This is a genomic window from Paenibacillus sp. 4624 (genome assembly GCF_050435065.1).
Lineage (GTDB): Bacteria > Bacillota > Bacilli > Paenibacillales > Paenibacillaceae > Paenibacillus > Paenibacillus amylolyticus_D.
In genome coordinates, this window is the sequence record NZ_JBNDJR010000015.1 from 94,386 (window position 1) to 109,805 (window position 15,420).

Sequence of the window (15,420 nt, forward strand, 5' to 3'; positions counted from 1 at the left end):
AACATTATGAAATACACTGTAATTACAGGAGCAAGTTCAGGCATTGGATATGAAACAGCATTAGCATTTGCAGCACGGGGTAAAAATTTAATTTTGGTGGCCAGAAGAGCGGATAAGCTGGAAGAACTCAAAGCTAAAATCCAAGGCATGGATACTAAAGTAAATGTTATTGTTCAACAAAGTGACCTGTCCGTATCCTCTGAAGCTTATGCACTGTATAACAATTTGAAACAATATGAAATTGAAACGTGGATCAATAATGCTGGAATTGGAGAAGGCTCAGTTATAGCTGAACAGAATTTGGACAAAGTAGAAACCATGCTGCGCGTTAATATCGAATCTTTAACGATTCTATCCACATTGTATGTTCGAGATTATGCAGATGTTGAAGGCACTCAATTGATTAACGTCTCTTCAGCGCTCGGATATGCAATTGCAGTGGGAAGTGTAGCTTATTCCGCATCGAAATACTATGTTAGTGCCTTTACAGAAGGTCTTGCGAAAGAACTGGAACTAAAAGGTGCAAAACTTAAAGCGAAGATTTTGGCACCAGCAATTACGGAAACAGAATTTGTACAAAAATCAATTGATGCCGAAGGATTTGATTACAAAGCAAATATGCCTAAGTATCACACTGCTAAAGAAATGGCTGGATTCATGGTGGATCTCTATGAACATGAAGACGTAGTCGTAGGAATTGTAGATCAGAACTATGATTTCCACTTAAGAGGCGCAATATATCCGGTTATTTCAGAATTAAATTAATTATCACAAATGAAAAAATCAATCATAAAGAGAAGTCAAGAAACAAATAACTTGCACCGATTGCTGAATTGGAAAAGCATATTCCCATTCCGATTAGAAAGGTGATGTTATAAAAAAGAAACCGACCTTATTTCGATTTCAGTAGAATTTAAGGTCGGTTTGTTTGTTTTAGTGAAGGGACACTACTAATAACGAAGTAAGATAACTCAATATTTCATGGAGACATTAATTCCAACAAATTCTTTACTAAACATAACTGTTAATTATGCTTTTGATATTTTTAATTGTTGCAAAGTGCATTGCTTCATGGTAAATCAGAAAACCTAGTAATTGTTCTACATTTGTAAAGATGAGTCCTTTAGAAGACTTGTAATGAGGATTGATTTCTTCTTTCAATTTGTTTGAAAGTATCGATTCAACCCTTTCAATTTGTTCAGTTAACAAGTTAATTAATTGAGACAACGTTGGAGGCTCTATATTCCAATCAGACGGTTTAGTTCCTGGATCAAACAAATTACTAAAATTAGCAGGATATTTGGTTTCTTCCCCAGTAAGTTGGAAAGCGAATTTCTCATGTATGACATACATGTGGCCTAGATTCCATTTTATATTGTTTTTCAAACCTGTTGGAATTATTTCCGAGGCAGAGTCATTTATATTCCTCACATAATCAACTGTCTGATGGCGAACAAATCCTAATTGATCTGTGACAAAATTGCTCATGATATTGACCTCCCATAAAGTTGCTAAAAATCGTTAAGAAAAAATCACTTGTTTTTTGGTGAAAAGAAATTCCGCCAGTGTACTAAAAAACACTTTTGTGTCAGTAAGCAGAGTTGCTTTCAGAAACAAAAGTTGAGACTCGTTGTGACAGATTTGCCAATGTACGTTCAAAATAGGATTCATCATTAAGTGCTCTACTCAAAATTAATCCCCCTTGGATACTAGCAATTGTTTCCTCTGAAATTTGGTCTGCAGTCTCTTTAGAGATACCGGTTTGAACTAGTGCCGCGCTTAAGGCTTCAATCCATCTTATAAAATATTGCCGAATTACAGCAGCGAATCGATCTCTTGTTTCGTCCAAAGCGAATGCACCAATAAGGCATATACGCTGACCAGATTGAAAATAAGTATCGACCTCTTGCCACATATGGTCAATGGCTGCCCGAGGTTCATTCTTTTCGAGCGGTTCAAAAATGTTCTTGATAAACCATTGATCAATATGAGCAAGAATTTCAGCAGCCATCTCATCTTTTCCACCCGGAAAGAAATAATATAAGCTTCCTTTAGATAGACGCGTACGGGCCGTAATTTTACTCAAAGATGCACCTTCATAACCTAATTCACGAAATACTTCAGTAACGAGAGGGATGACATCAGACTTTTCAAAAACAGTGCGAGTCATAGGTTTAACTCACTTAGACTTGGGTGTTCAGCGGGGCGCGTGCCGAGAGGCCAATGAAATTTTCGTTCCTCTTCCTTAATCGGCATGTCATTAATCGAAGCAAATCTACGCTGCATCAAGCCGTCGTCAGCGAATTCCCAATTCTCGTTTCCATACGATCTGAACCAATTGCCACTATCATCATGCCATTCATATGCGAATCTGACTGCAATACGGTTATCCGTAAATGACCAAAGTTCCTTGATCAGGCGGTAGTCCAGTTCTTTGGCCCATTTTCTAGTCAGTAAAGAGACAATTTCTTGGCGGCCTGTTATAAATTCGCTCCGATTTCTCCAATAGCAATCCTCAGTATACACAAGTGAGACGCGCTGAGGGTCTCGGCTATTCCAGCTGTCTTCTGCCATACGTGTTTTTTGGATTGCTGTCTCACGAGTGAATGGGGGAGTTAAATTATTCATTAAATTTTCCTCACTTTCTAAACTGTTTGTAACAGTATAAACCGATCGGTTTATAAGTGCAAGTATACATCCCAAATTCAATACCAATTTAGAATGGGTACAGATTCATAGTGTACCAAGTAGCCATCAATCTTATGAATCTTATGCATAGTGGCTCTTTTTGTGTATTAGCAATGATCAAGAGGGTGTTCATTCTTAAGAAATAATCAGAAAGCAGGACGCGCTCCTCTATAGGAGGCGTTCTGCTTTTACTCTCATTTTTTTGCTAAAATCATCAGTCGAATTAAATTTAACCCTGCAAAAATTCGATCAATGCTGCATTAAATTGATCAGAATGGGTCGCATTAAATCCGTGTGGTCCACCTTCGACAACAACCAGACGGCTGCCAGGGATGGATTCATGAGTACGTTGTCCGCTCACCTCCAAAGGCACGATAGCATCTGAATCACCATGGATAATCAGTGTTGGAATGTTGAACTTCTCCAGATCCTGACGGAAATCCGTAAGGGCAAAGGCAGCAATACAATCCAATGTGCCTTTAGGTGATGCCAGAGCTGCAATATCACGGTTATAAATACGGAATGGTTCGCTCACAAGGTCAGCACGGTCTCCAGCAGCGAAAAAGTTGCTTGTAAAACCATCCAGGAATGCTAGCCGATCCGCTTTTACCCCGTTTTGAAATTCTGAAATCGTTGCATCATCTAATCCTCCTTGAGGATTGTCTTCGGTTATATAGAGATAGGGAGGAACCGCTCCCGCAAATACGGCTCTAGAAACGCGTTCTGTTCCATAGGTTCCGACATAACGTGCAACTTCGCCGCCACCCATGGAGAATCCGACTAATGTAGCATCACGCAGATCAAGGTGCAAAATCAATTTATGCAAATCCGAAGCAAAGGAATCATAGTCATAACCATCCCAAGGTTGAGAAGACTGACCGAATCCACGACGGTCATATGTGATAACACGGTAGCCCGCTTCAATTAGGGCAGGAACTTGCTTCTCCCAGGATCGTCCACTCAAAGGCCAGCCATGAATCAAAATAATTGGTTTTCCCGCACCATGATCTTCATAATACAGTTCAATTGGTTGGTCATTCTCAGCGCCTACGTTTACTTTTGCCATGGAAAATACCTCCATCAGTTATTATATTTTTGTTTATACAGAAGCTATTTGGCTCAGAAACATGAATGGGGGCTTGTTCATGAATCGCCTCACTTTCTATACCTTTTGTGTTAGTATAAACCGATCGGTTTATAGATGCAAGTTCATATATTAGCGTGGGTAATTAGTCTCGCATGGGGGCTACGTTGAGACCTGTTTGGATATTCTAGCCAAAAACAATGCAACAACTGAGTTTATTGATGAAGAAACCTATGAAACGTTCCCGAAAAAATCTGGCATCATCCTGTATAAGAGTGTTGGGTTAAAGAGAGCATTGAATTCAGTTGTCCGGCTGAAAATGAATAGCACGTATGAAGATTAGAACAGATTAAAGGAAGAGCTCAATTCAAAAAAGAGCCAACGAACTTAAAATCGTCGACTCATCCATAGATGTATCAAAAGCAATGATCCTCCATATATCAGCATACCTAATACTACACCTAACGTTCCCTGGAATAAGTTAAGAGTATGATCTCTTTCTCCGTAAAAAACCGTCTGATTTTCCCCATAATCTACATCCCCACAAACGTTTATCATCTGATTAAAACACCAAAGACCCGTAAGAGGGCACTTTTTTCAAAGTGTCCATCTTACGGGTCACAGTTCACGTATGCGACAGGGTCGTTTTTTGTTTTTCGTAGGCTAACTTCAAATTGCTATTCATTCTTGCCAAACACTCATAGGGTCCCATGGCTTGATTTGATTACCATATTTTCCGGCCAAAAAAACTTTCATGTCTTCCAGCTTAGCAGGCACCTCGTTCCAAATGGGAAGGGGTGGTAACCCTCGTTTGCTTTTCAATAGGATGTCCACTGTAACATACAAGCGTTCTGGCTGAATCCAATGAAGGAAGCGGGAAATATCAATTTGCTTAGTTAGGGACAAGGCATCAATTTCGTCATTGTAATGCTTGTTGAACTCGCTGATCAGGTTCAGGAGATAGTCTCTCTGCTCCTTCACGAAGTCCAGGCCGCAGATGGCGCCATGTCCTGGAATAACGATTTCGGGTTTAATTTCATCAATAATGCGGTCAAGCACTTTAACCCAATTGAGGGTTCCCTCTTCGCTGTATGCCGTACACCCGTTAAACACGACATCGCCGGCGAACAACACTTTTTCTTTTGGCATCCACAGCAGCAAGTCACTGTCAGAGTGGGCCGGAGCAACGTTGTAAATCATTACTTCCGTATCGCCAAGACGGATGTTGATATCGTCCTTTATCTCAATATTCGGGAGCACCCATTCTACGCCTTCCAGGTCGAATCCTTCAAATTCCGCTGCAAAAAACCGCTCGCCCGATGTAGATTCGGGAGAATCCTTTCCTCTTCTGATAACGCTATCCATCCAGGCGATATTTTCGGTAAGACGCTCTCTGGACGCTTCCTTGTGCATAATAATGCAAGCATCTTCAAACGCTTTGTTTCCCCAGGCATGGTCGCTATTATAGTGCGAGTTCACCACATATGCGGGAGAGGCGCCGTTGCTTACTTCCATAAATGCCTCACGCATTTCCCGCGCATGGAACAAATCGAAGAACGTGTCATACACCAGCCCTTCACCCTTGTTGATGAACCCGGCATTGGCCCAACTGATGCCGCGATACGGCGAAATACCGGCAAAGACGCCATCTGCGACTTCAAAAAATTTAACGCGAGGTTTTTGAATAATACGTCCATACTTCATGAAATTTCTCCTTTGCGTATATGTTTTGGGGTAAGACATACTGACTATGCCATTATTATAGAGAATGGAAAACAGGAATGCAAGCATGTACTTGCATGCAATCATTCTATGCAATATGATAGTAACAGAACAACATCACACTACATGGATGGAGGCGCTTAACCATGAAACTAGTAACCTTTCGAACCAATACATCCCAGGAACCTTTGTTTGGGCTTGTAATTAATGAGAAATTTGTCGTGTCTTTTGCCGCAATCATGAAAAAGCAGAGAACATTCGTTGACAGTCTTGAAAGTATGGACAGCTATCTTCATTATTTGCCGGCAAGTTACGATACCGCTAAGGAATTGATGCAATATGCTGTCGAACAGTTGCATCAATTCAATGAAAATGAAATCAGCCCGATTACAGCGGTAAACCTGCTACCGCCGGTTCCGAATCCGGCTGCGCTTATCGATTTCGGGCTGACGCCAAGACATCTAAGAAATGCTGGCGTAAATCTGCTGCAAAGAGAATATACAGGGCCGGAAAGAGAAGAACTCACACGTAAACTTTCCGAAAAATTCCAGAAAAATCTGAATAAAGTAACTTTCAGTTATTACAAGTGTAACCATAATGCATTAATTGGCGATGGGGATACGATTCATTGGCCTTCGTACTCTTCCTACCTGGATATCGAGCCGGAACTGGCCTTTGTTACAGGGAAGGGGAACTGCATTGCAGGTTATGTTATTTTTAACGACAGTACAGTCCGCGATGTGCAGTGGCCGGATTTCCAGGCGCTGACCGGACCGACGCGCTGCAAAGATTTCGATCGCAGCAAAGGAATAGGACCATTTCTGGTAACGCCGGATGAAATCGACAACCCGTTGGCATTGGATGTAGATGTACGCATCGGGGAGAGACTGCACTGGAAGGGAAGCACATCCGAGTATGCTGCACACCCTGCAAAAGTGATAGAGGAGGTTCTCAAAGTTTTCACGCCACTCCCGGGCACGATTATAGGAATGGGGACGATACCGGATTGCTGCGCAATCGAGACCGAAGAATGGTTGTTGCCCTCTGACCGAATCCAGATTACATTTGATAAATTAGGCACGCTCACGCAATTGGTGCCTGATCATGTCAAGATTACGGAACCAAGTCGTTGGGAAAAAAGAAGCGATTTACCTTAAATAAACGTTTATCAAAATGATGAACTCTGAATCTGCTTCATCGCAGAACTTGTAGTAGAATAGGTTTAACATATGCAAAAGGAGAAATACAATGCAAACTTCAGACAGAATCATTGAAGCCGCGACACGGCTCATCAAAAAGAATGGCTATCGAGGTGTAAGCACCAAAGCCATTGCAACGGAAGCTAAAGTCAATGAATCTACGATTTTCCGGCAATTCGGAAGTAAGCAAGGCATATTGGAAGCCATCATTGAAAGACATTCGGATATTCCGCAATTTGAGAAGCTGTTAAAAGAGGACGCGACCGATAATCCGGAGGTCGATCTGCTGAATGTAAGTCAGCAGTACCGATTGTTTTTCCATAAGAATGCGGACATCATTTTGATTGGCATCCGCGACAAAGGAATGTTTCCCGAATTGGACAGAGTGCTGGCCGATCCGCCGGTGAAGCTGCACTCCTTGCTGGTTGAATATTTTGAACGCCTGCAGAAGAAAAAAGTTATAGCCAGACAGGATGAGCGCCTTGCCGCCATGTCTTTTCTCTCGATGTGCTACGGATTTCAGATGAGCGAGCTGATTCACCGGCAATATCAGTCCCAACTCGTCACCGAGGAAGATTTCTACCAGCACAGTGTCTCATTGTTTGTAAAAGGAATTTTGTCTCAGTCATAAGCTTTGTTGATTTATTTAAATATGCCAAATACTGCTTTTGCTCGACTAACTTTACCATTCGTTCCACATTCACAATAAATGCTGTGAGATATGTCTGTATTCGCATACGAAATAGACCTCGGTACTTGGCTGTTGCCATACCGATGAACCTCTTCATCTCAGCATTTATATACTCAATGACGACAGAAATCTATCAACGAGGATGGAACAATTAATGGAAGTAGGCGGGGCCGGAGGAGCAGCAGAACGTCTAGTCGAATCACTGCATGAACTTTTCAACATTTTTTATGCTATTGCGAGCGTTGTCGACCGCGCTTGAACACTATGGCCGCATTGATATTTTGATCAATAATGCCGGTTCCGCTAAATCAGGATCTTTTTTCGATCTGCCGGAGGAAGCTTTTTTGGAGTCATGGAATTTAAAGCTGCTCGGTTACATCCGAATGGTGAAGGAAACGGCGCCACACATGATCAAACAGCGAGACGGACGTATTGTTAACATTGTCGGCATCGCAGGACGGACGCCAAATCCAGCATTCCTCGCGGGCAGTACCGCAAACTCGGCGTTGTTGAATTTTACAAGAGGCATCTCCAAGGAATTGGCGGAATCGAACATCAGGATTAACGCGATTTCACCCGGCTTAACGGCAACAGAGCGGGCGGGAAATCTCGCCGTGCAAAACGCAGAGATTAAAGGAATCAGCGCCGATGCTATGAAGGCGGAAATGAACGCCGCGATACCGCTCGGACACATGGTAGATCCGGCGGAAATAGCAGCGATGTCGCTGTTACTTGTTTCCGACCGTGTTCCTTCTATTACGGGAACAGAAATTGTCATCGATGGCGGACAGCAACCTGGCGTTTAAACGCCAACTTGGACGCGATTCAGTTGATTAAGCTACGAAGGATACGATAGTTGAACAAAAATTGATGTTATTCTTCATGTAAGATAGAAAATGAATCATGTTTATCCGTTGTATCCTATGCGAGAAGGAAGAGAAGCAAGAAAAGAGATAATTGAATTCATTGTTGACTAACAGGGAATATAAAACATTGAACGTCAAATATATCTATTTGAAAAGAAGTGGAATACTATTTGAATAATTTCATCCCTTTTGCTTTTTGAGGACAAAAGGGGATGTAGTACTTTCAGAGAGTACCAGATTTCCAGTATATTCATACGAAACTAATGCTTAAAACCCCAAAAATTAGGTAAATGTTGAGGGGCATGAACATATTCCCATTGAAGTCGCTATTTAAGCGGCTTTTTTATTATATCGCGGTACAAGTTCGTGTCCCGAGCGAAGGACAAGAACTTGTACCGATTGCCGGAATGGACAAGAACATAGTCCGATTAGATATGTGTCAAAATAAAAACACAATATAGAGACGAGTGGGCTTTAACTTGGGGCAGTAGCGCTACAGGGAAATACTTTACCCATAGAAAGGGATGAAATAGTTGTTTACTTAGATACGTATTGTGTCTTATAATTTTCACAAAGATACATATCGTATCTCAAAAAGTTTGTATCGCGCAAGTAATATAAGGGTGCTCGCATCTTGGTTCCAGTTTTTGTAGAATGGAGGAGACGACGAAACGAAAAAAACGTCTTGGCAGGCACCGGAATTAGAGGTGCTGGATGTGCAGCAAACGATGGCTGGCTATGGATTCAGGCAAATTGATTGGATCGAAGAACATGATGCAGACCTATATGATCCAGCGTCCTGATGATCATACTTCAAATTGAAAAACGTATTCTTGCTCAAAAGGTCGCCTGTGGGCGGCTTTTTCGATGCTCAGATGAGGGATAAGAACATGTTCCAATTTCTAATGTAACATCTGAATATAACTGATACCCGTTTCTTTTTAAACATTCGTTGAAAATTTCTTGTACTCATCGCAGCAAGCCGGCTTATTTTTTGCAATGTAAGTGTATCCCTATAATGGGTCCCCATAACGGCTTGGTGAGCAGCAGCTAAATAAGGCGTAGCATCAGCCTCCTGTTGATGTAACATTTGTTCGAATACGTTGCGAAATTCGTTACGCCGCTCGACAAATATAACGGAGCCTGTTCTTTTAAATCCAGAGGTTGAAACACATGTGATACACCAGGGGATGACAAACAAGTCGCCTTTGGAAACCAAAATACATTGGTCCCCAATCTGATGAGCACTTCTCCTTCATATACATAAGCGATTTCAACAAAATCATGGTGATGCATCATCGTAAACGGCTCTTCTTTTGTCAGCTTCAAATGGACGGGGGGGGGGGGGGAAGGAGTCAAAAAATCTTCTCTAAATACGATTGAATTGTGCATGATCAGATTCCCTCCGCTTCGTAAGTCATTTGGTAGGAAGCATTGCTTACGGACAGTATGTCTGTATTTTTTGGCGCATTCAACCATATATTGGATTCGTTTGTTATGATAGAACAGGTTCTACACCATTTATAGCCTTGTGAGAGGGGAGTGATCATTTTGAATACTTCTAAACAAATGATGCCTCAACATTCCAATGATGGCTTTAGTAAACTTGGAATTTATGGCGTCCAAGGAGTCTTTATTATTCTGTTCTTGTTATTAACCCCTATCTACTATTTGAACAAATGGGACTTTAAACGTCACAAAAAGCGGAAGCCTTTCTACACCAGTAAATTGGTTCGATTGCAAGAGCGTTATCCGATTCTCTACGAATTAGCCATGTATGTTCAAAACTTCCCTATTCCTCGTAATGTCTACAAAGTTTTACCCCCTTTAAAGGGCGATGTTCTTCAGGTGGGCTGTGGTACAGGTTTACTGAACAAGTATCTTCGCAAGCAGAAGGATATTCGTTTTCTCAATATGGATCCGAATTTAAATGCTCTGAAACTTGGAAAGAAGTGGGGAAGGTTTAATTCCTATATCCATGCCTTCATTGATAAGCCGACTTCTTTACCTGAACATTGCTGCGATATAATTTTGTTTGCACGAAGCTTTCATCACATTCGTTATCACAAAAAAGCCTTCATTGAGAGCTGCAGATTGTTACGTGACGGTGGATCTATCATTATTGCGGACCCGGTTATTCTCAAGTCTCTTTCAGGTTCTGTAACGGACGGTGGTTATATGGCGAACTCTTCGATTGATGGTGTAATTTGGAGATTTACCAAAGAAACATTAATTACTCACATAGAGCGCTGTCTTCCTCCTGAATTAAAGATTGAATCCGTAACGGAAACGAGACAAGTGCATGTAACGAATTATAATTTATTTGTACCTCAGACAGATATCGTAGTAGTACTGAGAAAAAGGGAGGCTGTATGCAATGACAACTAAATTTATTTATGGTGTTTGAAATCTGCAGCATTATTCAATGTTTATCCGTTGCTCAGCCAGAAACATGTCTTGCGGATAATATAGCTAAAGGTACCTCTCCACAGAGGTGCCTTTTTTTGTTTATGATAACGTTCAGCCACTAAAAGTTTTCTACTCACAGATAAATTGATAATGAAGAGGGGAACGTAGAAGGGATCGGTACAAGTTTCCATAGTTTGCTTCAGTGGGGCCATTTTAAATGTTTTATGCCATGTATTAGAACGATGATAGAAGCATTGAGTTCAACCGAGCCAGGAAGTAATGAGGTCGATGGAAACCATTCCGTTTAGAATACATCGTGTACATAAGACTGCCTTTTATCTAATCTTTTCTCGTAATGTCTAAAAGTTAAAATACCAATTAGAGCTTTAACTAAAATGCTACACTACCAACCAAGACATAATTATTCTCGATGTAGTTGATTATGGGGTGCTAACATTGATGAATCATCTCGTCATTCTCATTAGAAGTAACTAAGTATCCCTTCCTAAAAAGGATAATGAAAATTGTATAGAAAATCGTCATGAGGGGACAGTAGAGAGAAAAAAGGTGGTAAAGAAATGAACCGTTTATTCATTATCGTACCCTATCTATTTCTTTTGCTTGGAACAATTTGTAATGCCAGCCAATCAGAAGTTCCCAGTTCTTCTCTCATAAATGAACTTCAAAAAGGTGGGTATACACTTTATATCCGACATGGGGATGCATCGGTAGGTGAGGATCAACAAAATATTAATCTGAGTGATTGCACTACACAAAGGAATTTAAGCACTATGGGAAAGGAGCAGGCTGAGAAATATGGCAATGCTATTCGAAAGCTAAATATTCCTGTCTATTTACCCGTTGAAGCTAGTCCCTTATGTAGAACCGTCCAAACGGCTCAAACTGCTTTTGGTATACAAAATGTAAAAGTTAATGATTTCTGGATAAATATATATAAACTCAGTCAAAATCCGAGCACTGAAACCATAAGCACTACACTACAAGTTTTTACCAAAGAAGTTGAACAAAAAACTCCAAGTAATTTCAACAGGGTAATTGTAGCTCATTCCTTTCCTCCAGGTTTAGGATTGGGAGAGCTCTCAAGTATGGAAACTGTTATTATACAACCTCTGGGAGATCAGAGAGGGTATAAGGTTCTTGGGAAACTGAAATTAGAAGACGTTTTGCGGCTAGCAGGAATGTAACTATAGTAGCAGTGAGGTCGAGGGACAAAAACCTGGTCAATTCTCATTAAACTAAGGCAGGATAATTCGTTTTAGTCATGGAGAATCATTTCCATAAACAGCGTGGGAAATTTTACATGAATAATGGGGCAAGAATGTCGCGAGACAAGAACCTTGTTCCATTCAAAGTCGCTATTATAGCGGCTTTTTTGTTTTAAGGAACCAAGTTCTTGTCCCAAGCTGAGGACAAGAACATTGTGTCATTTCGGATTAGGTAATTATCTAAATAGCATTATGATGGAATCCTGTGGTGAGATAAAAGTTAAATGAGTTGAATATTTTGCTTGAGTAAGTTTTTTTGTATCATGAACTAACTTTTCTGGGCAGACAATCATCAACAACATCGCCGGTAAAACCAATCAATATGCCCAGTTCATCTATCGCCTGGCTGCAACGTTTGTCGTGTCAAGGGAAGATGAGTTGCACGGGAATGACGGCGTTCTTAGGAGAATGAATACTTCCATTTGTTCACGTAACAGCTTTGTGCCATTTCCTGTTCATCCTGCTGCACATAAGCTACGCCTGAAAGATGTGGATTATCGAAAGATAGCAAATCGATATTTGAATGATCGTTCAGACGACTGATAGCGGCTAATGTAAGGCGTGCAGTTTCTCCAGTCAGGGAAAAGGCTGCCGAAATTCCACTGTGGTCCTGCAAGAAGTCAATTACATAGTCTAATGCTTGCTCGCTGCGTAGAATGTCGAGAGGGATGTGACACCACAAACTCTTGTCAATCGAAATGCCTTGATCTGTGCCGAGCATGCGATCCTCGACGGCTGTATTGGCATTTTCAGGTGAGATGAGCGCAATCTGCTGCTGACTCTTGGATAGCAAATGGGAGACCGCCTTGTACGCACCGCCGTAATTGTCGGATGTAATGGTGTACGATTTGTTTGCAGAGCGCCAGCTTTTTCAAAGAGTAGCATCTCCCCATAAACTTTATGATTTTATAATCAATTGGTTATATAAAGCTTATTTCATATATATATTAATACGGCATATGAAGCGCTTACAGTATGGAATCTAAGAAATTGCTGCGAAGGGGTCTTTTCTTTGAAGGGTTAGAATTAAGTTAAGGATGGTGTTGTCAAGATGGATTGTAACCGCTTAAATCAACAAAATTAACTAGTCAGCCGACTTTTCAAATGCATAACAAAAAAGAGAGGATGACGAACAAATGAAAAAACGCAGTGCTTTAATCTCCATCGTTACACTCCTTATTATGTCAATTGTCTTTACTGCTTGTGGTCCTTCTGGTTCAAAAACGGAAACACAGCAATTAGGCGCTAATGCCGGTGAGAATGCAACAGAATTATCATTTTGGACATTCGTAGATTTACACGGTAAGCATTTGGATAAAATGCTGGGGTTATGGAACCAACAGAACCCAGACAAACAGATTAAGTTGAATGTAACGGTTATGCCTTACGATGATATGCACAACAAGCTCTTATTGGCAGTTACAAGCGGAAAAGGTGCTCCTGATATCGCGGATATCGAGCTTGGTAAATTCCCTAAATTCTTGGAAGGTGACAACGTTCCTCTGGAATCTTTGAATGATGTATATGCACCATACAAAGACGCTGTTGTTCCTTCACGTGTCGAGATTTACTCCAAAGCCGATCAGGTTTATGGCTTTGATTATCACGTAGGTGCTACGCTTGCTTTCTACAACACTGAAATTCTCGAACAAGCAGGTGTTGACTACAAAACAATCAAAACGTGGGAAGATTACAAACAAGCTGGTATCAAGGTTTACGAAAAGACTGGCAAGTACTTAGGTACTGCTGATACATCAGCTTCGTTCCAAGCATCGCTGCTACTAGCTCAGCAAAATGCTGATTTTACAGATGAAAATGGTAATCCAAAAGTGAATTCGCCTGAAATGATTAAAGCGTTTGAAATGTTAGTCGATCTGCAGAAGAACAATGTTATTCATACGATCCCTGGCGGACAACCCGACACAGAAGAAGCAAAGGGCGAATATAACAAAGGCAACTACGCAAGTGCATTAATGCCTGAGTGGTACATGTCCCGCTTTGTAAACGAAATGAAAGACCTTAAAGGTAAGTATGCTATAGCTCCATTGCCTGTATTCGAAGAAGGTAATCCTCGTTCCGTTGGCTTAGGCGGTACTGGCACAGTTGTTACCGAGAATGGTAAAGACGTTCAGTTGGCCAAAGAATTTGTAGCCTTTGCTAAGCTTTCGAAAGAAGCTACTACTGAAATCTGGAATACACTTGGATTTGACCCAATCAACATGGAAGTATGGAAAGATGATGCAGTTACGAAAAACCCTGAAAATGAATATGTCCAATACTTTAAAACAAATGCATTTGATACTTTGAATGAAATCAAGGACGAAATTAGAGTGATTAAGTCCGTTAAAGCTTCACCAACCATCGGCAATATATTCAATACGGTTACTTTGAATGCGATCTTTGAAGATGGCCAAGACGTGAAGGAAGCGTTGGATGAAGCACAAGCAGCCATTGAACAAGAATTGAAATAAATATAATAAGTAAATGATTCGATTAAACCTGTTGGCAGGTATAGTGGTCGGCAGGTTTAACCATAGTCAAGGGAGATTGAGAATATGATAAAGAAATTTGTATACTCTCAAAAAGTTGCACCTTATGTTTTTGTATTGCCATTTATACTCATATTTTTGATTTTCTGGTTTTCCCCCCTTGTAAATTCATTCATAATGAGTTTTCAAGATAGGATGTTGGGGCAGGATCCTAAATGGATTGGTGAAGCAAATTATTCAAAATTGCTTACAGATAAAGTGTTTTTGATATCTATTAAAAATAGCGTTGTGTACATGTTAGGAACCTTAGTGCTGTTAATTCCCTTTCCCATGTTATTCGCCGTTATGATCAACAGTAAGTTAATGATGGGAAGAGAGTTTTTTAAATCTTCGTTCTTTCTCCCTGCCTTAACATCTGTCGCAGTTGCGGGTACCATTTTCCGCCTGACATTCGGTGAAATGGAAGGTTCATTAATGAACAGTTTCCTGGGTCTATTTGGTGTAGAACCTATTAAATTTTTGAAAGACGGAAATTGGAGTATGGCAGCACTGTTAATCCTCGCATGTTGGAGATGGACAGGCGTTAATATGCTTTACTATCTATCGGGTTTGAAAAGCATTGACAATGAATATTATGAGGCTGCCTCAATTGACGGTGCATCTGCTTGGCAGAAGTTTAGAATGATCACAATGCCATTATTGAAGCCGACCACGATATATGTTACCACAATTAGTGTTTATGCAGGTTTAGCCATGTTTACCGAGAGTCTGATGATGTTCAACGGTAACAAATCACCCCAAAATATTGGCTTAACCATAGTTGGATACCTATATAGACAAGGGATTGAGCAGAATAAGCTGGGTTACGCAGCTGCGGTTGGTATCGTTCTATTAGTCATTGCTATGGTTATCAATTTAACGCAGTTGAAATTTAGTGGAATGTTCAAAAAGGAGGAGGATTAAAGTGGGCAGAAGTCAGACGCGGA

General features: G+C 40.8%; 15 protein-coding genes. 9 read left to right on the forward strand and 6 right to left on the reverse strand.

Annotation, left to right across the window (positions count from 1 at the left end; genetic code table 11):
• Positions 1-6: 6 nt before the first annotated feature.
• On the forward strand, positions 7-765 hold the full coding sequence (locus ABIE27_RS27095) for an SDR family NAD(P)-dependent oxidoreductase (RefSeq protein WP_429351986.1): 759 nt from the start codon (positions 7-9) through the stop codon (positions 763-765).
• A gap of 246 nt (positions 766-1,011) precedes the next feature.
• Here the strand turns inward: ABIE27_RS27095 and ABIE27_RS27100 are convergent, their stop codons facing one another.
• The 5 genes from ABIE27_RS27100 to ABIE27_RS27120 all read right to left on the reverse strand — a co-directional run bounded on the left by ABIE27_RS27100 (position 1,012) and on the right by ABIE27_RS27120 (position 5,476).
• On the reverse strand, positions 1,012-1,488 hold the full coding sequence (locus tag ABIE27_RS27100) for a DinB family protein (RefSeq protein WP_429351987.1): 477 nt from the start codon (positions 1,486-1,488) through the stop codon (positions 1,012-1,014).
• A 100-nt stretch (positions 1,489-1,588) separates the two neighbouring features.
• Complete coding sequence (locus ABIE27_RS27105; protein ID WP_123067414.1) at positions 1,589-2,170, reverse strand: TetR/AcrR family transcriptional regulator; 582 nt, start codon at positions 2,168-2,170, stop codon at positions 1,589-1,591.
• The gene (locus ABIE27_RS27110) at positions 2,167-2,628 is read right to left on the reverse strand and encodes a DUF1348 family protein (protein WP_111270891.1); all 462 of its coding nucleotides are present in this window, start codon (positions 2,626-2,628) and stop codon (positions 2,167-2,169) included. Before ABIE27_RS27110 ends, ABIE27_RS27105 begins: the two co-directional genes overlap by 4 nt.
• A gap of 289 nt (positions 2,629-2,917) precedes the next feature.
• Positions 2,918-3,754: an alpha/beta fold hydrolase gene (locus ABIE27_RS27115; protein WP_429351988.1), complete on the reverse strand. Its 837-nt coding sequence runs from the start codon at positions 3,752-3,754 to the stop codon at positions 2,918-2,920.
• Between the two features lie 699 nt (positions 3,755-4,453).
• Entirely contained in the window at positions 4,454-5,476 is a 1,023-nt protein-coding gene (locus ABIE27_RS27120) for an MBL fold metallo-hydrolase (protein WP_123067412.1), read from the reverse strand.
• A 164-nt stretch (positions 5,477-5,640) separates the two neighbouring features.
• Here ABIE27_RS27120 and ABIE27_RS27125 point away from each other — a divergent pair, with 164 nt between their 5' ends.
• The 6 genes from ABIE27_RS27125 to ABIE27_RS27150 all read left to right on the forward strand — a co-directional run bounded on the left by ABIE27_RS27125 (position 5,641) and on the right by ABIE27_RS27150 (position 11,864).
• Positions 5,641-6,651 carry a fumarylacetoacetate hydrolase family protein gene (locus ABIE27_RS27125; protein ID WP_429351989.1) on the forward strand — a complete coding sequence of 337 codons (1,011 nt, stop codon included), beginning with the start codon at positions 5,641-5,643 and terminating at the stop codon, positions 6,649-6,651.
• 91 nt (positions 6,652-6,742) lie between these two features.
• A complete protein-coding gene (locus ABIE27_RS27130) occupies positions 6,743-7,324 on the forward strand; it encodes a TetR/AcrR family transcriptional regulator (RefSeq protein WP_123067410.1) in 582 nt (193 codons plus the stop codon).
• Positions 7,325-7,611: 287 nt separating this feature from the next.
• Positions 7,612-8,190 carry an SDR family oxidoreductase gene (locus ABIE27_RS27135; RefSeq protein WP_240037294.1) on the forward strand — a complete coding sequence of 193 codons (579 nt, stop codon included), beginning with the start codon at positions 7,612-7,614 and terminating at the stop codon, positions 8,188-8,190.
• Positions 8,191-8,966: 776 nt separating this feature from the next.
• On the forward strand, positions 8,967-9,053 hold the full coding sequence (locus ABIE27_RS27140) for a hypothetical protein (protein ID WP_429351996.1): 87 nt from the start codon (positions 8,967-8,969) through the stop codon (positions 9,051-9,053).
• A gap of 748 nt (positions 9,054-9,801) precedes the next feature.
• Positions 9,802-10,638 (forward strand): class I SAM-dependent methyltransferase, encoded by an 837-nt coding sequence (locus ABIE27_RS27145; RefSeq protein WP_123066404.1) that lies wholly within the window; start codon positions 9,802-9,804, stop codon positions 10,636-10,638.
• Between the two features lie 599 nt (positions 10,639-11,237).
• Positions 11,238-11,864: a histidine phosphatase family protein gene (locus ABIE27_RS27150; protein WP_123066405.1), complete on the forward strand. Its 627-nt coding sequence runs from the start codon at positions 11,238-11,240 to the stop codon at positions 11,862-11,864.
• 481 nt (positions 11,865-12,345) lie between these two features.
• Here ABIE27_RS27150 and ABIE27_RS27155 read toward each other — a convergent pair whose 3' ends face one another.
• Positions 12,346-12,738 carry a hypothetical protein gene (locus ABIE27_RS27155; RefSeq protein ID WP_429351990.1) on the reverse strand — a complete coding sequence of 131 codons (393 nt, stop codon included), beginning with the start codon at positions 12,736-12,738 and terminating at the stop codon, positions 12,346-12,348.
• A 343-nt stretch (positions 12,739-13,081) separates the two neighbouring features.
• Between ABIE27_RS27155 and ABIE27_RS27160 the strand changes: the two genes are divergently transcribed.
• Positions 13,082-14,416 (forward strand): ABC transporter substrate-binding protein, encoded by a 1,335-nt coding sequence (locus ABIE27_RS27160; RefSeq protein ID WP_429351991.1) that lies wholly within the window; start codon positions 13,082-13,084, stop codon positions 14,414-14,416.
• An 84-nt stretch (positions 14,417-14,500) separates the two neighbouring features.
• Complete coding sequence (locus ABIE27_RS27165; RefSeq protein ID WP_429351992.1) at positions 14,501-15,397, forward strand: carbohydrate ABC transporter permease; 897 nt, start codon at positions 14,501-14,503, stop codon at positions 15,395-15,397.
• Positions 15,398-15,420 lie beyond the last annotated feature (23 nt).